Source organism: Streptomyces sp. Pv4-95 (assembly GCF_045782725.1).
Lineage (GTDB): Bacteria > Actinomycetota > Actinomycetes > Streptomycetales > Streptomycetaceae > Streptomyces.
This window is the reverse complement of sequence record NZ_CP127172.1, coordinates 1,347,443-1,367,485: the sequence shown is the minus strand read 5'-3', so window position 1 is coordinate 1,367,485 and position 20,043 is coordinate 1,347,443. Positions and strand designations below refer to the sequence as shown.

Here is a 20,043-nt window from a genome sequence, read left to right as displayed (position 1 = left end):
CGGGGCCGCGCCGTTCGACGGCCGCGGGGTGCGGCCGAAGGCCCGACCGGGGGGACATGCGGTATGACCAAGGCTCTGATCATCGGAGGCGGCATCGCGGGCGCGGTGACCGCGATGGCGCTGCACAAGGCGGGCATCGAAGCGGAGATCTTCGAGTCCTACCCGACCGGCGCGGACGACGCCGGCGCCTTCCTCGTCGTCTTCGCCAACGGCCTCGAAGCCCTCCGGGTGATCGACGCCCACGGCCCCGTCCTGGAGAACTCCTTCCCCGCACGGCAGGTGCAGCTCTTCGGCGACCGCGGTGACCTGCTGGGGGAGCGGCCGATCGCCGGTACCGGCAACGGCCCCGGGCCGCGCACCCTGCGGCGGGCCACGCTCTATCGCGTGCTGCACGCCGAGGCCGCCCGCCGCGGTGTCACCGTCCGGCACGGCAAGCGCCTAGTCGCCACCGAGCCGGTGCGCCGCGCGGACGGCACGGGCGTGGCGGCGGTCTTCGCCGACGGCAGCCGCGCCGAAGGGGATCTCCTCATCGGTGCGGACGGCCTGCACTCCGTCACCCGCTCGCTGATCGACCCGGACGCGCCGCGCCCGCGCTACACCGGGCAGAACACCGTCTGCGGCTATACCGGCCACGCCGGGGACGCCGGCCGGCCGCCCGCCCCGGAGACCTACACCATGATCTTCGGCAAGCAGGCGTTCTTCGGCTGCACCCGCGCCCCCGACGGCGAGGTCTGGTGGTTCGCCAACGCCCCGGGGCCCGAGTTCGACCGGTCGGACCCCGGCAGCCCCGCCGGGTGGCGCCGCCGGGTCGCCGGGCTCTTCGAGGAGGACGACACCCCGGCCGCCGCCCTCGTCGGGGCGAGCGGCGACCGCGTCATCGCCTCCAACTCCTATGACCTCGCCACCATCCCTAACTGGCACACCGACACCATGGTCGTCATCGGCGACGCCGCCCACGCGGCCGCACCCAACGCCGCCCAGGGCGCGTCCATGGCCATCGAGGACGGCGTCGTGCTCGCCCGGTGCCTGCGGGACCGACCGGATCCGCGCAGCGCCTTCACCGCGTACGAGGAACTGCGCCGGGAGCGGGTGGAGAAGGTCGTCGCGGCCAGCGCCGTCATGGCCCGCCGCACCGCCATGGGCCCGGCCGGACGACAGCGGCCCGAGCCGGGCGCCCCACGCGGCGGCGGCGGCGGCGACGGCGACGGCGGCGAGAACTGGCTGACGGACTACCGCATCACCTGGTGAGGCGAGCCGTCCGGCCGCCTACTCCGTGTCGCCCTGCCGCCCCACGGCACCCGGGAGATGGATGACCAGCAGCACGATCCCGGCGAGGGTCAGATTGCGGGTGGCGGCGTCCAGGCCGTTCCAGTCCTTCGACTGCCACATCGCGAACCACTCGCCGCCCACCGCGAGGAAGCCGGCGCCGAACAGCAGCAGCACCATCAGCAGGCCGACGGTGGCGAATCGTCGCGCCCGCTCCGTGCGGCCCCGCCGCAGACCGAGGGTCCACAGGGCGGTGGCCGCCAGCAGGACCGCCGCGGCCACCGTCTCCCAGGCGATGATCGCCAGATAGGCGGCGTCCTGCGCGGCCTTCGAGGTGACGGCCCGCCACATCATCTCCGGGTCCCGGAACGTGGTGTCCATCGCCAGGACATGGCGGACGAACTCCCGGTTGGTGTCGAAGTCGGTGATATTGCCGAAGGCTATGAGCGCCATGTGCAGCGCGATGGTCGCGGTGAGCACGACTGCCGCGAGTGGCAGTGCCGTGGTCTGTTTCCTGTCGGTCATTACACCCTCCATCGATCATTGACCGGACGTCATACATTTCCCCGTTCGCCACCTGCCCCCTGGTCACCGGCGTACCCAACTCCCGTACGCTGCTGCCCATTCGACCGGATGACCGACCGGGCGACGAATGGCCGAACGGCCGATGATCTCAGGGGAAAGCGGGGCGCATGAACAGGACCCGGTGCGTGGGAGCGGTAGCCGTCGCGACGGCGGCGGTACTCGTGGCGGCCGGACCGGCAGGTGCCGGGACGGCCGCCACGACATACGACACCAGCACGTCGGTGGGCGTCCACAACGCCTACGAGAAGGACAAGTACCCGTACTTCGCGGACGCGCTGGACTCCGGGGCCGCGCTCCTGGAACTGGACCTCTGGTCCAACGGCTTCGGCTCCTCCTTCCGCGTCTCGCACAGCAACCCGCTCGGCAACGACAACAACTGCGAGAACGCAGCGAACGCCGCCGAGCTGCGCACCAAGAGCCGCAACCAGAGCTTCGGCGGCTGCCTCGCCGACATGCGGGCCTGGCATGACGCCAACCCCGGGCACCGCCCGATACTCGTCAAGATCGAGATGAAGGACGGCTTCAACGCCAAGGGCGGCCGCGGCCCGGCCGAGTTCGACTCACTGGTGCGGGAGAAGCTCGGTGACGCGGTCTACGGGCCCGGCGAGCTGACCGCGGGACACGCCAACCCCGACGAGGCGGTACGCGCCGGCGGCTGGCCCACGCGCGCCGACCTGGCCGGGAAGTTCCTCTTCGAGCTGATCCCCGGCACCGTCGAGGAGGACAATCCGTTCGACAAGCTGTGGACCGACGTCGAGTACGCCACCCACCTCAAGGACCTCGCGGGCCAGGGCGCTCTGGCGCGGTCCACCGCCTTCCCCGCGGTGCACGGCGCCACGGCCGGCGACCCTCGCACGCGCTACGCCGACCCGGCGCTGCGGCCCTACTTCGTGGTCTTCGACGGTGACGCCGCGACGTACCTCAACGGCAGCATCGACACCGCCTGGTACGACACCCGCCACTATCTCCTCGTCATGACCGACGCCCACAAGGTCGCGCCGGAGATCGATGCCACCCGGCCCACCGAGGCCGAGGCACAAGGGCGGGTCGGCCAACTCGCGTCGTCACACGCCAGCTTCGCGACCGCCGACTGGTACCCGCTGCCGTCCGTCCTCAAGGCCGTGGTCCCTCGCGGGGCCTGAGGTCGCGCGCCGGTAGAGCGCGGCGGTGTCCGGCCCGAAGCGGCTGCTGTAGGAGGTGGCGTCGTCACCGCCCTCGTCCAGCCCGCCGATCACTCCGATCAATGCCCCGGTCCCCGTGGCCGGATCGAGGTCGGTGAGCATCGGCCCGCCGCTCGTACCGTTGGGGAATCCCGGGCAGGGGAAGCGGAGTTGGGACGGCCCTTGGGCCTCCACGGTGTGCCGGCAGCTGACCGGTGTGTCCCAGTTATCGGGATAGCCGGTCAGCAGCGCCGGCCGGCCGGCGGAGGCGTCGAACCGGATGCGCTCGGCCCCGGTGACGTCCTCGATCCGGCCGCCCGCGGCCCCTGCCCGCCGCACCCGCAGGAACGCCACGTCGTGGTCGGGGTCCCGGTCGCTGATCCAGCGCGGGTGGACGAGGACCCGGGTGGGCACCCACAGGCCGTACGGCACGAACCGGCCGTCCAGTCCGGGCGCGAACACCAGCCGGGTACGGAACCCGCCGTCGTGCACGCAGTGCGCGGCGGTGGCGACGAGGTCCCCGGCCGGTGAGTGCACCACACTCGCGGTGCAGTGGTGGGTGGGGTCGCCGTCGTCGCCGGGTGAGAAGAGCGCGCCGATCTGCGGCGAGGGAGCGGTCGACGACGCGGCCACCGGCCGGGACGCCGGTCCCGTGCCGGGAGTGCCGCCGCGGCGTGCCGCCACCGGCGGGCCGGGCCGCTCGGTGTACGGGCCTGCCAGTACCGCGGCGGCGGCCGTGTCCCCGCCCGCCCGGTCCGCGACGTACGCCCCCGCGGCGGCGTCCCCGCCGGCCAGGAACGGATCGTCCGGCCCGGAGCGCAGTGCGAGCGCGGTGCCGCCCGCGGCTGCGGTCAGCAGCATCAGCGCCGACATCACCCGCAGCCGGAGAGAGAGGCGAAGGCGCCTGCGGGCACGGGCAGGGCGGCCCGGCCGGCCGGACGGTGGCGACGTCGCGGAGCCCGCTCCCGCCGCGCCGACTCCCGCCGTGTCCGCCGCGGTCGGACCGCCTTCGCTCGTCTCCACCCGTGCCGCCTCGTCGCATCAGCCGCAGCACCCGGCCGGGGGACCGGGCGACAGCAGAACCAGACATTTCGCCCAGTTTGCGGCATGCTCGCCCGCCGTCGCCCGATGCCACGGCGGAGCGCCGTCCGAGGTCACCGAAACCCCGCCGGACCGGAACCCGATCGGCGGGGACCGGAACCCGATCGGCGGGACGGCGCGGCGGTGCGAGGTGCGCCGGCGGGGCCGTTCCCCCCCGGCGCCGACGGTTCGGTGTCCCCTCCCGCGCTATAGCGCCAGGTTGTGCCGGATCAGGGTGTCGGCCAGGCCGGCCTCGTTCGGGAAGTCCATCGCCACGATGCCAAGGCCCGTCCAGTCGCTCGCCTCCGACCCCGTCAGCAGGCTCTTGACCTGCGGGTTGAGCCGGTCGGCGTTGGAGCGCGGCGGCAGCAGGGCGGCGGTGCTGACGTAGTTGACGAACAGCTTGCCGGGCTCGGCGACGGCCTTGCGGAACTGCGCCTCGACCTTCGGGTACTTCGCGAACGGCTCCGCCATGTAGTCGTCCTGGATGTCGAAAAGCTGCGGGTCGCCGTAGCGGACGCCGGGCAGGCCGTCCGCGTCGGCCAGCAGGACGACCTTGCCCCGCGCCTGCCCCAGGGACGGCAGGCCGCCGTCGAGCCGGAACAGCGAGCGGTAGCCCTTGTCGTCGAGGTAGATGTCGAAGATCCTGCGGAACTCCTCGGCCGCGACCTCGGAGTACTCCTGCTTGACGCGCATCAGCACCGTCTCCGACGGGTGCGCCTGGAGGAACGCCCGGCAGGCGTTGAGCACATCGCCGAACATCAGCTGCTGGTAGAAGGCGCCGTGGTGAATCGCGAACACGCCGTCGATGGCGCGGCAGCGGACATCCAGGAAGCGGACACCGGAGGCGAGTTGGGCATCGATCGGGGTGTTCTGGCAGGCGACCCAGGGGCCGCCGACGCGGGCGCCGGAGTCATGGGTGCCCGGGATCGTCAACCGCTGGAGGGGCGTGCCGTCGCCCAGCGCCGACATCCAGTCCTGCGCCGACAGTACGGACGTCCTGCGCTGTGCCGCGGTGGCCGTGAACTGCCCGCTGCCGGCGCCTGCCAGCACACCCGCCGCGGAGAGCGCCGCCGCGCCCCTGAGGAAACCCCGCCGGTCCAGCCCCATCCCGCCACCCCTGCCCGTCGACCCGGCGCGCCGCCCGGCCGCACCGGTGCGCACGCATGTTCGGGGCATCGAACCATATGCGGGGTGAATGCGGCACCCGGCCGGCGGGCCGCGAGGGCCCACCGGCCGAGGATGGCGGAAACCGGACCTGTGCCGGTCGCCCGGGTCAGCCGCGCACGGACAGCGACAGCGCGAAACGCTCCGCGCTGTCCGTCCACCACTGCGTCAACTCAAGCCCTGCCGCGGCGAGTTCGGCGCGCACGCCGTCCTCGCGGAACTTGGCGGAGATCTCGGTCCGCAGTTCCTCGCCCGCGGCGAAGGGCACGGCCAGGTCCACGCCGGGGATCTTCGCCGTCAGCTCCTTGCGGGCCCGCAGCCGCATCTCGATCCACTCGCGTTCGGCGTTCCACACGGCGACATGGTCGAAGTCGTCCGGGTCGAAGTCACCGCCCAGCTCGCGGTTGATGACATGGAGCACGTTCTTGTTGAACTCGGCCGTCACGCCGCGCTCGTCGTCGTAGGCCGCGACGAGCGTGGCCTCGTCCTTGACCAGGTCCGTGCCGAGCAGCAGGGCGTCGCCCGGGGACAGCATGTCGTGGACCGACCGCAGGAACGCGGACCGCTCCTCGGGCAGCAGGTTGCCGACGGTGCCGCCGAGGAAGGCGAGCAGGCGCGGGCCGGGGGAGTCGGGCAGGGTGAGGCCCCGCTGGAAGTCGGCCACCAGCGCGTGCACGGTCAGGCCGGGGTGCTCGGTGAGCAGCGCCTCGCCGGCCGCGGCCAGGGCGGACTCGCTGACGTCCACCGGCACATAGGTGTGCAGCTCGGAGAGCGCGCCGAGCAGGTGGCGTGTCTTGTCGGAGGACCCCGAGCCCAGCTCGACGAGGGTGCGGGCCCCGGTCGCGGCGGCGATGTGGTCGGCGCGGGTGAGCAGGATCTCCCGCTCGGCGCGGGTGGGGTAGTACTCGGGGAGTCTGGTGATCTCCTCGAACAGCTCGCTGCCCCGCGCGTCGTAGAACCACTTGGGCGGCAGTTGTTTGGGCGTACTGGTCAGACCCCGGGTGACATCGGCACGCAGGGCGGCCGCGGTGGCGTCGGCGGGGAGGGTGCGGGTGATGCTGAGGGGGCTCACGCTTCGGGCTCCTTGAGCGGGGAGAGATGGACGTCGGTCCCGGTGGCGCGGAGCAGAGTGCCTTCGGGGACCTCGGTCCAGTGGGGGGAACGGTCGTAGGGTTCGGAGGCGACGACCGTGCCGCCTCCCGGAACGGAGTGATGGAAGAGGGTGTCGCCCCAGGTGGTGGCGGCTATGGAGAGGCCGTCGGTGAGCAGCAGGTTGAGGCGGGAGCCCGGTGCGGCTCCGGCCACCGCCGTGACGGTCGCGGCCAGCGCCTCGCCGGGGTCGTCGCCCTGCGCCAGCCGGTGCCGGACCAGGGCCCACAGGAACGCCGCGTCGCACCGGGCCTGCAACCGCAGCAGCTCCTCCGGCGGCAGCTCGGCGGCCAGGTCGGCCATGGAGCCGGGCCAGCCGGTCACCGCGCCGTTGTGGCTGAAGAGGTACCGGCCGGCGGCGAACGGCGCGGCCGCGGCCTCGGCATCCGCGCCCGACTCGGTGGCGTCGCGCACGGCGGCCAGCAGCGCGCCGGTGCGAATCACCCGCCCCAGGTCGGGCAGCAGCTCGTCGGCCCAGATGGGCCCGGCCCGGCGGTAGCGGGCGGGCACCGGATCGCCCGATGCGTACCAGCCCACGCCGAAACCGTCCGCGTTGACCGTGCCGTGCACCTGGCGGCGCGGTGCCCACGACTGCCGGTACAGGCCGTCGGGCGGGCTCAGCACCACATCGGCGAAGGGTATCTCGGGTCCCACGTAAGCAATATGACGGCACATCAGCGATCGCCCCCCGGCGCGGCCGGGCAGCGCCCCGCGGCAGCTCGCCCGCGGGGGCGCCCGGTGGTCTGCCGCGGCGGGGCCGCCGGCCTCACGCGCCCGCCGCCGGGTCGGCGTCCCGGGCAGTGCGGAAACCGGAGAAGATCTGCCGCCGCACCGGCAGGTCCCAGTTGCGGAACGTGCCCCGGCAGGCCACCGCGTCGACCGCGAAGGAGCCGCCGCGCAGCACCTTGTACGGCCCGCCGAAGAACACCTCCGAGTACTCGCGGTAGGGGAACGCGACGAAGCCCGGATACGGCAGGAAGTCGCTCGATGTCCACTCCCACACATCGCCGATCAACTGCCGTACGCCCAGTGGCGACTGGCCGTCCGGGTAGCTGCCGACCGGGGCCGGGCGCAGGTGCCGCTGGCCGAGATTGGCGTGCGCCGGTGTCGGCTCCTCGTCGCCCCACGGGTAGCGCAGCGCCCGCCCTCCGGCCGGGTCGTGCCGGGCGGCCTTCTCCCACTCGGCCTCCGTCGGCAGCCGGCGTCCCGCCCAGCGCGCGTAGGCGTCCGCCTCGTACCAGCTGACGTGCAGCACGGGCTCGTCCGGCGGGACCGGCTCGGTCACCCCGAACCGCAGGCGCAGCCACCGGCCGCCTTCCTGCCGCCAGAACAGCGGTGCGCGCAGCCCGTGCTCGCGGACCTGGGCCCAGCCCTCCTCGGCCCACCACCGCGGCTCGTCATAGCCGCCGTCCTCGATGAACCGCAGGTAGGCGCCGTTGCTGACCGGTGTGGTGTCGATGAGGAAGGACGGCACCAGGCGCCGGTGCGCGGGCCGTTCGTTGTCCAGTGCCCACGGCTCGGTGGAGGTGCCCATCGTGAAGGGGCCCCCGGGGACGAGGACCTCGGCGGGCAGGATCCCGTCGGAGGTGACCGGAGGCTCGGGCGCGGTCAGCACCGCGGGACCGCGTCGCAGCTGATGGGTGATGAGCATGGTCTCGTCGTGCTGCTGCTCATGCTGCGCGATCATGCCGAAGGCGAACCCGGAGTCGAGCAGCGGACCGCCGCGCAGCGGGGTGCGCTCCAGGATGTCCAGCACCCGGCCGCGCACCTCGGCGACGTAGCCGTGCGCCTCGGCGGGTGCCAGCAGCGGCAGCGAGGGACGCTCGGCGCGCGGGTGCTCGAACGCGTCGTACACGGAGTCGATGTCGGGGCGCAGCGGATCGCGGCCGCCGACGGCGCGCAGCAGCCACTGCTCCTCCTGGTTGCCGATGTGCGCGAGGTCCCACACCAGGGGGGACATCAGCGGCGAGTGCTGTGCGAGCAGGTCCGGCTCCTCGACGCAGGTGGTCAGCAGACGGGTGCGGTCGCGGGCCGCGAGCAGCGCCGTGGCCGCGCGCTCCCTGAGCGACTCGGGGTCGATGGTCACTGGCTGTCCTTCCCAAGGGTGAGCTCGCCCTCGGCCGCGAAGCCTGTGGGGTCGGTGATGTCCGTGGCGCGATCCGGGCCGTCGCCCGGCGGGTCCGCGGGGTCCGGAGCGGCGGGCGCGTACGCCGGGTCCGCGGCGTACACGGCGTCGAGGTGGTCATCGGCCGGGCAGCGGCCGCGCGCGACATAGCGCTCGGTGAAGTCCGCGACGGCCGCGAGCACTCCGGGCGAGGCGCCGAGCCGCGGCAGCGCCTCCTGCGCGGCGGCGAAGCAGGCCACCGCCGCGGCGTGCAGCTCCGGGTCGGTCAGTGCCCCGCGGGCGGCGTGCCGCCACAGCGGGTTGCGCGGCGCGGGACGGGCACCCGCCGTCTCCGCGAGGGGTTTGACGATCCGATAGGCGCGCTCCGCGGCCTCCGGGTCGTCGAAGAGGGCGGCGGTGACCGCCAGCGGCACGACCCAGCCGGCGTCGCCCGGCTGTGCGTCGATCATCCGCAGTTCCAGGTGCCCGCGCGGCCGCACGGGCGGGAAAAGGGTGGAGACGTGGTAGTCGAGATCCTCCTGGGTGGGGGGTCTGGGCACGCCCGTACGGACCCATTCGCGGAAGGTGAGCCCCTGCGGCGCGTCCCAGGGTCCGTCCTCGGAGCGGATGCACATGACCGGGGCGTCCAGGACGTAGCGCGCCCAGCCCGTGCGGGGGTCGGGGTCCTGCGGCGGCGCGAGCGTACGCTCCGGGTCGAGCTGGGACCAGACGACCTGGCGGGTGGTGCGGTAGCCCGTCGGGCAGCCCTCGCTGGTCGGCGAATTCGCGAAGGCCGCGGCGAGCACCGCGCCCAGCAGATGAGCCAGCAGCCAGCGCCGCCCGAAGCCGAGCGGTCCGGGCTCCTCGTGGCCCGCGTCCACACACACCTGTACGGACGCGGTGGAGCACATCATCGACCGGCCGGCCGCGCCCCAGCGGTCGAAGTACGCCTCCATGGCGTTGTAGCGCGGTTCGGTCAGCACGCGCTGCGGGGCGTGCCAGGGGTTGTGGCCGTGGCCGGCCATGCCCAGGCCCATGTCGAGCATGGCGGGCCTGACCAGCGCGAGATCGGCCGAGACGGCCTCGATGCAGGCGTTGAGGGAGGTGGCGGGGAGCGAGCTGAGCTCCAGCTGGCCGCCGGGTTCGAAGGTCAGGAGCGAATCGAGGGGCAGCGCGCGCAGAGCGGCTTGGGCGGCGCGCAGCCGGGACGGTTCGACCGGACATCGGGGGTTGCGTGCGTCGTGAACCAGCCATTCGATCTCGACGCCGATGCGGCGTGGCGGGCCGGTCTTGAAGCATATTCCGCGCAGATGCGCTTCAAGATCCGCCTCGGTCACCGCGGGCCGTACGGGCATCGTTCCCTCTCCCCTCCGGGATGGCGGCAGGTTTGCCGCCCTCCACCTAAGCGGCTGCGGGCGGCGGGCTCAAGGGCGCATTCGGGACGCGGGCGGCAGGGACGGGCCGCCTGCGGACGAGCGGGCGGGCCGAGGGAGGGGACCCGGGCCCGGGGCCCGGGCGCCCGCTCGGCGACGGGGACGGCCCTGCGGCCCGCCCCCACATCCGTGGACCCGGACCGGAAGCCGGGGGAGAGGCCCGGGGAGCCCGGACAAGACCGAGAGAGGGGCTACACCCGTTCGAGTGACGTATGTGGGTGCTGGGACGAGATGAGTGTGGTGAGACGAGGGAAGTCCGGTGCGGGAAAAGTGGCGCAAAGTGGCGCAACGCGGAGCCGCCCGGGTGCTCCGCCGGTGGTGAGCCCCCTGGTCACTGCCGGTACCCGGCCAGGAAGCGGCCGATCCGGCTGATCGCCGCGTCGAGATCGTCGGCATGGGGGAGGGTGAGGATGCGGAAGTGGTCGGGGCGCGGCCAGTTGAAGCCGGTGCCCTGGACGACCTGGATCTTCTCCCGCAGCAACAGGTCGAGGACGAACTTCTCGTCGTCGTGGATCTTGTGCACGGCCGGGTCCAGCCGGGGGAACGCGTACAGCGCGCCCTTGGGCTTGACGCAGGAGACGCCCGGGATCTCGTTCAGCCGTTCCCAGGCGCGGTCGCGCTGCTCGCGCAGCCTGCCGCCGGGCAGCACGAGATCCTTGATGCTCTGGCGCCCGCCCAGTGCCGCCTGGATCGCGTACTGCGCGGGCGCGTTCGGGCACAGCCGCATGGACGCCAGGATGCCCAGACCCTCCAGATAGTCGGCGGCGTGCTGCCGGGGGCCGGAGACGACGAGCCAGCCGGAGCGGAAACCGGCGACGCGGTAGGACTTCGACAGGCCGCTGAAGGTCAGGCACACCAGGTCCGGCGCGAGCACCGCGGCGTGGTGGTGGACCTCGTCGTCGTACAGGATGCGGTCGTAGATCTCGTCGGCGAAGACCATCAGCTGGTGGCGCCGGGCGAGGTCGAGCATGCCCTCCAGCAGTTCCTTCGGGTAGACGGCGCCGGTGGGGTTGTTGGGGTTGATGATCACCAGCGCCCGGGTCCGGTCGGTGATCTTCGAGGCGAGGTCGTCGAGGTCCGGGAGCCAGTCCGCGGACTCGTCGCACAGGTAGTGCACCGCCTTGCCGCCGGCCAGGGTGGTGACGGCGGACCAGAGCGGGAAGTCGGGAGCGGGGATGAGCACTTCGTCGCCGTCGTCGAGGAGCGCCTGGACCGCCATGGAGACCAGTTCGGAGACGCCGTTGCCGAGGTAGACGTCATCGACACCGACATCCGCGAGCCCGCTCTGCTGGTAGTGCTGGGCCACCGCGCGGCGGGCCGAGAGGATGCCCCGCGCATCGGTGTAGCCGTGCGCCTGCGAGAGGTTGCGGATCACGTCCTGGAGGATCTCTTCGGGAGCCTCGAAGCCGAACAGCGCCGGGTTGCCGGTGTTCAGCCGCAGCACGCTGTGGCCCGCCTCCTCCAGCGCGTCCGCGTGCCGGATGACCGGTCCCCGGATCTCGTAGCAGACGTCGGCCAACTTGTTCGACTGCTTGAACTGCATGCGGCGGCCTCCCGGTCCTTCGCTCACCGCGCGGCGCGGCAGCATTCGTTCTACCGTACTTGGTTTTACCAAGTAGCGACTTGGAAAGTCCAACCACTTGTCTATGCTGGGGGTATGCCGCGCCGAAGTTATGACCAGTACTGCGCCGTCGCCCGGGCCCTGGACGCCGTGGGCGACCGCTGGACCCTCCTGATCGTCCGGGAGCTGCTGGGCGGATCCCGGCGCTACACCGACCTGCACGCCGACCTGCCGGGTGTCAGCACCGACATGCTCGCCTCCCGGCTGAAGGACATGGAACGCGACGGCCTCGTCCGCCGCCGCCGCCTCGCCCCGCCCGGGGCCGCCTTCGTCTACGAACTCACCCCCCGCGGGCATGCCCTGCTCCCGGCCCTCGCGGCGCTCGCCGACTGGGGCGCTCCCGCGCTCGGCGAGCGGCGCCCCACGGACGCGGTGCGGGCCCACTGGTTCGCCGTGCCGCTCCTCGCCCGGCTCGCCCACCACTTCGGCGCGGACGCCGATGGCGCCGACGCCGTCAGGGTCGTCGGCATCGCCCTGGACGAAGGCGAGTTCCACGTCGTCCTCGGCGCGGACGGTCCCGCCTATGCCGACGGGCCGGCCGAGCGCCCCGACGCCCGTCTGCGGATGGACACCGCCACCTGCGCGGACGTCGCGTACGATCGGCTCTCGCTCGCCGACGGCATCGCGTCCGGCCGGATCGCCCTCACCCTGCCCGCGGGGCCGGTGGACGAGCCGCTCGACGGGCAGGTCACGGCCTGAACCGCGCGGCCGCCCCGCCACGACACTGAGGACGACAACGGTATGACGACGCGGCCCCTGGCGGTCTTCGACCTCGACGGCACCCTCTCCGACGCCCGCCACCGCCAGCATCTGCTGGAGCGCACCCCGCGCGACTGGAAGGGCTTCTTCGCGGCGGCTCCCGAGGACCCGCCGCTGCCCGAGGGCGTGGACCTGGCGCTTCGGAGCGCCGAGGACTGCGAGGTCGTCTACCTCACCGGCCGCCCCGAGCAGTGCCGGCGGGACACCCTCGACTGGCTGGCCCGGCACGGCCTCCCGGAGGGCCGGCTGTGGATGCGCCCGGGCAACGACCGTCGCCCGGCCCGGCAGACCAAGCTGGAGACCCTGCGCCAGATCGCCCACGATCGCGAGGTCCGGTGGCTCGTCGACGACGACGAACTGGTCTGCGACGCCTGCGAGCAGGCCGGCTTCCCCGTGATACGCGCCCGGTGGGCCGTGCCCTCGGAGGCCGTACGGGACGCCCAGGAGCGCACGGGGCGTACGTAGCCAGCCGGCTGAGCACGGGGCGAACGCGCCTACGGGGCAGCCCCGACCGGCCGCGGGTGATGCGTACCGCCGTTCGTGGCACAGGCACCGCAGGTACTCCATGCACCGCAGGCACCACACGCGTCCCCGCAGCCGGTCCGTCCGGGTCGGCGCCCCGGGCGCTGCGGGATCCGCGGCGCCGCCCTACGCGTCGTCAGGCCCCGTCACCCGTCCGGCAGCACGCCGGGCGCCGTCCCTCCGTTCGGCCGATCAGACGGGGCGGGTACGGCAACGGCGGGTGAAGCTCGGGAAATGGACCACGCATCAGTTTCCCGAATAAGAACCGGACTCACTCTTCTGCTGGCCGCGGTGACGCTGGCCGCCGCGACCCCGGCGGCCGTCGGGGCCACGTCCCCGGTGCCGTCACCCGCCCACGGCGCCGCCGACCCGGACGGCACCCGGCGCACCGGCTCGGCCTGGCTCCCCTATTGGGGCGACACCGAGGAGGCGTTCCAGGACGCGCTGCAGCATGCCGACCAGCTGCACACCGTCAGCCCCTTCTGGTACGAGGCGTCCGCCGCCACCGTCAAGAGCCATCCCGGCGCCGGGTCGATCCGCATGATCGACGGACTGCACGAAGCCGGCATCAAGGTGGTGCCCACGGTCACCGAGACCCTCGCGGCCGATGAGATGGCCGATCTGATGCACGACCCCGAGCGTCGCACCGCGCATGTCGACGCCTTGATGGAACTCGTGCAGAGCCGCGCGTACGACGGTCTCGACCTGGACTACGAACGGATGGCCGTCACCGGTGACAGCGCGGCCCGCGATCGGGTCAGGACCGGCTACAACGCGCTGGCGAAGGACCTGTGCGCGCGGCTGCACGCGCGCGGTAAGCAGTGCGTGATCACCGTCATGGCCCGCGCCCGCGGCAACGGCAAGGCGTTCGACTACGAGGAGCTCGGCAAGGTCGCCGACCGCATCCGCATCATGGGCTACGACCTGCACTGGGCGGGCGGCGAGGCCGGGCCGTTGTCCGCGACGGACTGGTACGAGGACTTCCTTCGCTACGCCACCGACACCATCCCCAGGAACCGGATCGAGGTGTCCTTCCCCGGCTACGGCTGGGACTGGACCACCGGCGTCAAGGCGCGCGCGCACCATCTGACCTGGAAGGAAGCAGACGCGCTGCGCAGGCAGGAAGGCGTCGGCTACCACTTCGACGACGCGTCGGGCACCCCGTACTTCACCTACCAGAAGGGGGGCCGCACGCACGAGGTCTGGTACCAGGACGCCCGCGGCGTCCGCGCGCACATGCCGCTGCTGGAGAAGTACGGCGTGCAAGGTACCGGTCTGTGGGCGCTCGGGTTCGAGGACCCGGACACCTGGGCCGCGCTCCGGGGAGAGTAGCCGAGCGCCCCGGAAGCAATCATTGCGAAGCGACAACTCGCCGTTCCATGCGGCGAGTTGTCGCTCTTCGGCGTGCCGCCCCGCGTCCGCCCTTAGCGTGGGGGAGGCCCGGTGCCCGGTCGGCGGGGGCCGGGTCCGGGTGCCGACCGGCGGTGGCCGGGGTCACGGACTGCCGGAGACTGTTCCCTCTGGGATACCGACCGCTTAGTATGCCGGTGGCGAGAGGGCCGGCGAGCCCCCACGCCACCCGCGTATCCGAGGTCTGTGGAGGCACCAGGTGAAGGCATGGCGCGTACACGCGAACGGCGAGCCGCGTGAGGTGATGCGGCTGGAAGAGGTGCCGGATCCGCAGGCGGGCCCGGGGCAGCTGCTGCTGCGGGTACGGGCCGCCAACATCAACTTCCCGGACGCGCTGCTGTGCCGCGGCCAGTACCAGGTGCGGCCTCCGCTGCCGTTCACCCCGGGCGTGGAGATCTGCGGCGAGGTCCTGGCCGTGGGTGAGGGTGCGGCAGGAGAGGTCGGACAGCGTGTCCTGGCCCAGCCGCCGCTGCCCGACGGGGGATTCGCCGAGTTCGCCGTCGTCGACGCGGCCACCGTGCGCCCGGCGCCCGAGGCCCTCGACGACGCGGAGGCCGCCGCCCTGCACATCGGCTACCAGACGGGCTGGTTCGGGCTGCACCGCCGGGCCCGGCTCCAGGCCGGCGAGACGCTGCTGGTCCACGCCGCGGCGGGCGGCGTCGGCAGCGCCGCCGTCCAGCTCGGCAAGGCCGCGGGCGCGCAGGTCATCGGCGTGGTCGGCGCCGAGGAGAAGGACCGCATCGCCCGCGAACTGGGCTGCGACGTCGTCCTCGACCGGCGCACCGACGACATCATCGCCGCCGTCAAGGAGGCGACCGGGGGACGCGGCGCCGACGTGGTCTACGACCCGGTCGGCGGCGACGCCTACGCCAAGTCCGTCAAGTGCATCGCCTTCGAGGGCCGCATTGTCGTCGTCGGCTTCGCCGGTGGCGCGATCCCCACGCCCGCCCTCAACCACGCCCTGGTGAAGAACTACGCGATCCTGGGGCTGCACTGGGGCCTGTACAACACCAAGGACCCGGCCGCGATAGACGCCTGCCACGAGGAGCTCACCAAGCTCGCCGCGCAGGGCGTCATCAAGCCGCTGATCGGCGGGCGCGTCCCGCTGGAGGGCGCCGCCGAGGCCGTACAGCGCGTCGCGGACGGCACGTCCACCGGCCGGCTGGTCGTCCTTCCCGGCGCCGGGGAGGCACGATGACCGACACCGAGGACCTGCGCCGGCGCACCGCGGAGCTGCTCGCCGCGCACCCGCCCGCCACCACCGAACGCCTGGCCTTCCTGCGTGCCCGCTTCGACGCGGGGCTCGCCTGGGTCCACTTCCCCGAAGGGCTCGGCGGCCTGGACGCGCCGCGCGCCCTGCAGGCCGTCGTGGACGCCGAGCTGGACGCCGCAGGCGCCCCGGGCAACGACCCCGGACGCATCGGTATCGGCCTGGGCATGGCCGCGCCGACCATCCTGCGCTTCGGCACCGACGAGCAGAAGCAGCGCTTCCTGCGCCCGCTGTGGACCGGCGAGGAGGTGTGGTGCCAGCTGTTCAGCGAGCCGGGCGCCGGCTCCGACCTCGCCGCGCTCGGCACCCGCGCGGTGCGCGACGGCGACCGCTGGGTCGTCGATGGACAGAAGGTCTGGACCTCCAGCGCGCACCTCGCCCGCTGGGCGATCCTGATCGCCCGCACCGACCCGGACCTGCCCAAGCACCGCGGCATCAGCTACTTCGTGTGCGACATGACCGACCCTGGCGTCGAGGTCAGGCCGCTGCGTCAGATCACCGGCGAGGCCGAGTTCAACGAGGTCTTCCTGACCGCCGTCACCATCCCCGACGCCCACCGTCTGGGCGAGGTGGGCGAGGGCTGGCGGGTCGCCCAGACCACGCTGATGAACGAGCGGGTCGCCATCGGCGGCGCCCGCATGCCCCGCGAGGGCGGCATGATCGGCGTCGCCGCCGACGACTGGCGCACGCGTCCCGAACTGCGCACCCACGACCTCCACCAGCGGCTGCTGAAGCTGTGGGTGGAATCCGAGGTCGCCCGGCTCACCGGCGAACGGCTGCGCCAGCAGCTCACCAAGGGCCAGCCGGGTCCGGAGGGATCGGGCATGAAGCTCGCCTTCGCCCGGCTCGCCCAGGAGATCAGCGGCTGGGAGGTGGAGTTCCTCGCCGAGGACGGCCTGACCTACGACGACTGGACGCTGCGCCGCCCCGAGGGCGTCGACTTCACCGGCCGGCAGGCCGGCTACCGCTACCTGCGCGCCAAGGGGAACTCCATCGAGGGAGGCACCTCGGAAGTGCTGCTCAACATCGTCGCCGAACGCGTGCTGGGGCTGCCGCCCGAGCCACGCACCGACAAGGACGTCGCGTGGAAGGACCTCCCCCGATGACCGCCTCGACCCCCGGGCCGACCGCTCCGACGCCCGACCCCGACCTCCTCTACTCCGAGGACGAGGACGCACTGCGCGCCGCCGTACGGGCCCTTCTCACCGCCCGCGGCGACGCCCCCACCGTCATCGCCGGCCTGGAAACGGACGCTCCGTACGACTCCGCCCTGTGGCGCGCGCTCGCCACGGACATCGGTGCCGCGGGCCTGCTGGTGCCGGAGAAGCTGGGCGGGCAGGGCGCGAGCGCCCGCGAGGCCGCCGTCGTCCTGGAGGAGCTGGGGCGCTTCGTCACCCCCGTGCCCTACCTGACCAGCGGCGTCCTCGCGGTGACCGCGCTGCTGGGCTGCGACACCGCCCAGGAGGACGTGGCGACGCTGCTCGGCGCGCTCGCCGAGGGCCGCAAGGTGGGCGTCCTCGCGCTCCCCCTGCCCACCGCCCCCGGCGCGGTGCCCGAGGCGACCGTGCGGGCCGACGCGGACGGTGCGCTGACCGGACGCGTCACCTCGGTCGCGGACGCCTCGGCGGCCGATGTCCTGGTCGTCCTGGCACAGGGCCCCGACGGGCCCGCCCTGCACGCGGTCGAGGCGGCGGCGGACGGCGTACGCACCGAGCCGGTGACCTCCCTCGACCTCACCCGCCGCCTGGGCCACCTCACCTTCGAGGGCGCCCGCGGGCGCCTCCTGGCCACCGGCGACCGCGCCCGCGCCGCCGTCGAGCGTGCCGTGCTGACCGGCGCGGGGCTGCTCGCGTCGGAGCAGCTCGGCGTCGCCGAACGGTGCCTGGACGAAACCGTGCGGTACACGGCGGAGCGCACCCAGTTCGGCCGCCCGGTGGGCTCGTTCCAGGCGCTCAAGCACCGGATGGCCGCCCTCTGGCTGGAGGTCGCCTCGGCCCGCGCCGCCGCCCGCAACGCCGCGGACGCGCTGGCCGGTGACAGTCCGGACGCCGCGGTGGCGGTGGCCGTTGCCCAGGCGTACTGCGCCCCGGTGGCGGTACGGGCGGCCGAGGAGTGCGTGCAGCTGCACGGCGGCATCGGCATGACGTGGGAACACCCGGCGCATCTGTTCCTCAAGCGGGCGAAGAGCGACGAGGTCGCTCTCGGGACCCCGGGGCGGCACCGCGATGCCCTGGCGGAACTGGCCGGGCTGAGCGCCCCGTAGGACGGCCGCGTCCGGCCGCACGAGGGGGGCGGCCGGACGCGGCCGGTCAGCCGGTGATGGCGAAGGTGTTGCTGAAGCCGCTCGCCGGACCGTAGGCGGCCGTCACCTCCAGCCGGTAGGTGGGCCCGGCCGGCACCCGGGGCAGCGTCACGATGGCCTCGTCGAGAGGTTTGCTGCCCGCTCGGGGGGCCACCATCACCAGCCGCTGCGGGCGCGTCTTGCTCGGCGTGTGCAGCCACACGTTGACGTTCTCGCCCGTGGTGTTCTTCCAGCTGACGCTGAAGCTGCCGTTGACCCGGAAGGTGAGTCCGCGCGGTGGTGCCAGCACCTCGATCCGCCCGGCCTGGGGGTCGGCGGCGGGAACCGGTGAGGGAACGGCGGTGTGCTGAGGCACCGCACCCAGGCCCGTGGTGACGGCGCGGGCCGCGGATCCCTTCGTCGGGCCGGGCGCGCCCGGCTGTCCGGGCAGGGGGGCGAACGAGGTGACGGCCGACGGCCCGCCCGGCGTGGCGCTGCCGTCCGGCGGGGTCCGTACGAGCACCAACAAATAGCCGATCGCACCGGCGGAAACGGCGATGGCCACGGAGGTGGCCATCGAGATGGCCCTGCGCATCGTGTCCTCGATTCCTCGGGGGGAGGGGACGTGGCGGAACATCCCCGGCCGCTCGATCATCAAAAACGGCACGCGAAGTGATCACCTGGATGGCCATCACCCGAGTGCCGCACCACGGGCCGCGCGCCACCGTCCGCACCCCCCGGGCCGCGCGATCCCACCGGTTGCCCGAGGTGCCCGGACCGGGCTTTCGCCGCGGGGCGTAGCCGATCCCGTCGCCACTTATGTCCGGAAACGCCTGTTCGCGGTAGCGTCGTAAGTATGAAAACCGCAACTCGTCGTGTGCTGTTCGGGCCGGTGCTGCTGCTGGTGGCCGCGATGCTGGCGGTGGTCGCCGCGCTGGCATCCGGCGCGCAGGCCGCCGGCGGCCTCGACGAGGCCGCGGGGAGCCTGAAGCAGGGCCCCGTCTACGTCGATCCCCGTGCGTCGGACAAGCTCTCCGCCGGGGAAGCCGACGTGCTGGAGAAGAAGATCAAGGATTCCGGCAAGCCGATCTTCGTCGCCGTGCTGCCGCAGGCCGCGGAGTACCCGCCCGGCACCCTGCTGCAGGACCTGCGGACGAAGGTCGGCATCAGCGGTGTCTACGCCGTGGAGCTCGGTGACCGCTTCGACGCCGGGGCCGACGCCCGGGTGATGTCCCAGAATTCCGTCCAGAACCTCGTCGGGTCGGTCAACCGCTCCGACTACCCCACGGTCGAGCAGCGCCTCAACAGCTTCGTCGACGGTGCCGTCGACCAGGCGAACGGCCATGCTCCCAGCGCCTGGGGCGGCACGGACGACGCCGGCATCGGCAGCGGCGCGGCCATCGGCCTCGGCGTGCTGGTCGTGGTCGGGGGCGGCGGCGCGTACGCCATCGCCCGCCGCAACCGCAGGAGGAAGGCCGAGGAGGAGCGTGCCGCGCTGGAGGAGCTGCGGGTCGTCGTCGACGAGGACATCACGGCCTTCGGCGAGGAGCTGGACCGGCTCGACTTCAGCCCCGGTGAGCCCGGCGCCGACGACGCGATGCGCGCCGACTACGGCAACGCGCTGGACTCCTACGAGAGCGCCAAGTCGGCGATGGCGAAGGCCGAGCACCCCGGAGACGTGCGCGCGGTGACCGAGGCCCTGGAGGACGGCAGGTTCTCGCTGGCCGCTCTCGCCGCCCGGCGTGCGGGCGAGCCGCGTCCGGAGCGCAGACTGCCGTGCTTCTTCGACCCGCGCCACGGCCCGTCCGTCAGCGATGTGCAGTGGGCGCCGGCCGGCGGGGCGGAGCGCACCGTACCGGTCTGCGCGGCGGATCAGGCCCGGCTCGACGAGGGCCGGGAGCCGATGTCCCGCACGGTCAGGACGGCCGGCGGCGACCGGCCGTACTGGGAGGCGGGCCCCGTCTACGGCCCCTGGGCCGGCGGATACTTCGGCGGCGGTGTGCTTCCCGGTCTCCTGGTGGGCACCTTGCTCGGCAACATGATGATGTCCTCGCACGCCTTCGCGGCCGATGGCTTCACCGGTGCGGAGGGCGGCGACGCCTCCGGCTCCGACTTCGACTCCGGTGACTTCGGCGGTGGCGGCGGTTTCGGTGACGGTGGCGGCTTCGGCGACGGCGGGGGCTTCGGCGGCGGTGGCGATTTCGGCGGCGGCTTCTGACGTCCGCCGCAGCCCCCG

The 20,043-nt window shown here is 73.3% G+C and carries 18 protein-coding genes; 9 read left to right on the top strand and 9 right to left on the bottom strand.

Annotation, left to right across the window (positions count from 1 at the left end; translation table 11 throughout):
• Window positions 1–63: 63 nt before the first annotated feature.
• On the top strand, window positions 64–1,248 hold the full coding sequence (locus tag QOM21_RS06290) for an FAD-dependent monooxygenase (RefSeq protein WP_407548746.1): 1,185 nt from the start codon (window positions 64–66) through the stop codon (window positions 1,246–1,248).
• An 18-nt stretch (window positions 1,249–1,266) separates the two neighbouring features.
• On the opposite strand, the gene QOM21_RS06285 is transcribed toward QOM21_RS06290, so the two are convergent.
• Window positions 1,267–1,791: a DUF2165 domain-containing protein gene (locus QOM21_RS06285; RefSeq protein WP_407548745.1), complete on the bottom strand. Its 525-nt coding sequence runs from the start codon at window positions 1,789–1,791 to the stop codon at window positions 1,267–1,269.
• A gap of 167 nt (window positions 1,792–1,958) precedes the next feature.
• On the opposite strand from QOM21_RS06285, the gene QOM21_RS06280 reads away from it, so the two are divergent.
• Window positions 1,959–2,993, top strand: coding sequence for a phosphatidylinositol-specific phospholipase C domain-containing protein (locus tag QOM21_RS06280; protein WP_407548744.1), 1,035 nt, complete (start codon window positions 1,959–1,961; stop codon window positions 2,991–2,993).
• Here QOM21_RS06280 and QOM21_RS06275 read toward each other — a convergent pair.
• From QOM21_RS06275 to QOM21_RS06245, 7 genes are all read right to left on the bottom strand, one after another.
• On the bottom strand, window positions 2,916–4,034 hold the full coding sequence (locus QOM21_RS06275) for a trypsin-like serine peptidase (RefSeq protein WP_407548743.1): 1,119 nt from the start codon (window positions 4,032–4,034) through the stop codon (window positions 2,916–2,918). The genes QOM21_RS06280 and QOM21_RS06275 overlap by 78 nt on opposite strands.
• A 264-nt stretch (window positions 4,035–4,298) precedes the next feature.
• A complete protein-coding gene (locus tag QOM21_RS06270; RefSeq protein WP_407548742.1) occupies window positions 4,299–5,201 on the bottom strand; it encodes a phosphatidylinositol-specific phospholipase C domain-containing protein in 903 nt (300 codons plus the stop codon).
• Between the two features lie 166 nt (window positions 5,202–5,367).
• Window positions 5,368–6,330, bottom strand: coding sequence for an L-histidine N(alpha)-methyltransferase (gene egtD, locus QOM21_RS06265; protein WP_407548741.1), 963 nt, complete (start codon window positions 6,328–6,330; stop codon window positions 5,368–5,370).
• The gene (gene egtC, locus QOM21_RS06260; RefSeq protein ID WP_407548740.1) at window positions 6,327–7,082 is read right to left on the bottom strand and encodes an ergothioneine biosynthesis protein EgtC; all 756 of its coding nucleotides are present in this window, start codon (window positions 7,080–7,082) and stop codon (window positions 6,327–6,329) included. Before egtC ends, egtD begins: the two co-directional genes overlap by 4 nt.
• Before the next feature lie 91 nt (window positions 7,083–7,173).
• Entirely contained in the window at window positions 7,174–8,493 is a 1,320-nt protein-coding gene (gene egtB, locus QOM21_RS06255; protein ID WP_407548739.1) for an ergothioneine biosynthesis protein EgtB, read from the bottom strand.
• Window positions 8,490–9,866, bottom strand: a complete 1,377-nt coding sequence (gene egtA / locus QOM21_RS06250) for an ergothioneine biosynthesis glutamate--cysteine ligase EgtA (RefSeq protein WP_407548738.1) — start codon at window positions 9,864–9,866, stop codon at window positions 8,490–8,492. The genes egtB and egtA overlap by 4 nt, the downstream gene beginning before the upstream one ends.
• A gap of 409 nt (window positions 9,867–10,275) precedes the next feature.
• Complete coding sequence (locus QOM21_RS06245; RefSeq protein WP_407548737.1) at window positions 10,276–11,487, bottom strand: pyridoxal phosphate-dependent aminotransferase; 1,212 nt, start codon at window positions 11,485–11,487, stop codon at window positions 10,276–10,278.
• 114 nt (window positions 11,488–11,601) lie between these two features.
• On the opposite strand from QOM21_RS06245, the gene QOM21_RS06240 reads away from it, so the two are divergent.
• The 6 genes from QOM21_RS06240 to QOM21_RS06215 all read left to right on the top strand — a co-directional run bounded on the left by QOM21_RS06240 (window position 11,602) and on the right by QOM21_RS06215 (window position 17,789).
• Complete coding sequence (locus QOM21_RS06240) at window positions 11,602–12,264, top strand: winged helix-turn-helix transcriptional regulator (protein ID WP_407548736.1); 663 nt, start codon at window positions 11,602–11,604, stop codon at window positions 12,262–12,264.
• A gap of 42 nt (window positions 12,265–12,306) precedes the next feature.
• Complete coding sequence (locus QOM21_RS06235) at window positions 12,307–12,789, top strand: hypothetical protein (protein WP_407548735.1); 483 nt, start codon at window positions 12,307–12,309, stop codon at window positions 12,787–12,789.
• Between the two features lie 291 nt (window positions 12,790–13,080).
• Complete coding sequence (locus QOM21_RS06230; protein ID WP_407548734.1) at window positions 13,081–14,178, top strand: glycosyl hydrolase family 18 protein; 1,098 nt, start codon at window positions 13,081–13,083, stop codon at window positions 14,176–14,178.
• A gap of 277 nt (window positions 14,179–14,455) precedes the next feature.
• Window positions 14,456–15,454: an NADPH:quinone oxidoreductase family protein gene (locus QOM21_RS06225; protein ID WP_407548733.1), complete on the top strand. Its 999-nt coding sequence runs from the start codon at window positions 14,456–14,458 to the stop codon at window positions 15,452–15,454.
• Entirely contained in the window at window positions 15,451–16,632 is a 1,182-nt protein-coding gene (locus tag QOM21_RS06220; RefSeq protein ID WP_407548732.1) for an acyl-CoA dehydrogenase family protein, read from the top strand. Before QOM21_RS06225 ends, QOM21_RS06220 begins: the two co-directional genes overlap by 4 nt.
• Complete coding sequence (locus QOM21_RS06215; RefSeq protein ID WP_407548731.1) at window positions 16,629–17,789, top strand: acyl-CoA dehydrogenase family protein; 1,161 nt, start codon at window positions 16,629–16,631, stop codon at window positions 17,787–17,789. Before QOM21_RS06220 ends, QOM21_RS06215 begins: the two co-directional genes overlap by 4 nt.
• A gap of 46 nt (window positions 17,790–17,835) precedes the next feature.
• Here the strand turns inward: QOM21_RS06215 and QOM21_RS06210 are convergent, their stop codons facing one another.
• A complete protein-coding gene (locus QOM21_RS06210) occupies window positions 17,836–18,402 on the bottom strand; it encodes a hypothetical protein (RefSeq protein WP_407548730.1) in 567 nt (188 codons plus the stop codon).
• A 261-nt stretch (window positions 18,403–18,663) separates the two neighbouring features.
• Here QOM21_RS06210 and QOM21_RS06205 point away from each other — a divergent pair, with 261 nt between their 5' ends.
• A complete protein-coding gene (locus QOM21_RS06205) occupies window positions 18,664–20,025 on the top strand; it encodes a hypothetical protein (RefSeq protein WP_407548729.1) in 1,362 nt (453 codons plus the stop codon).
• The last annotated feature ends 18 nt before the right edge of the window (window positions 20,026–20,043 follow it).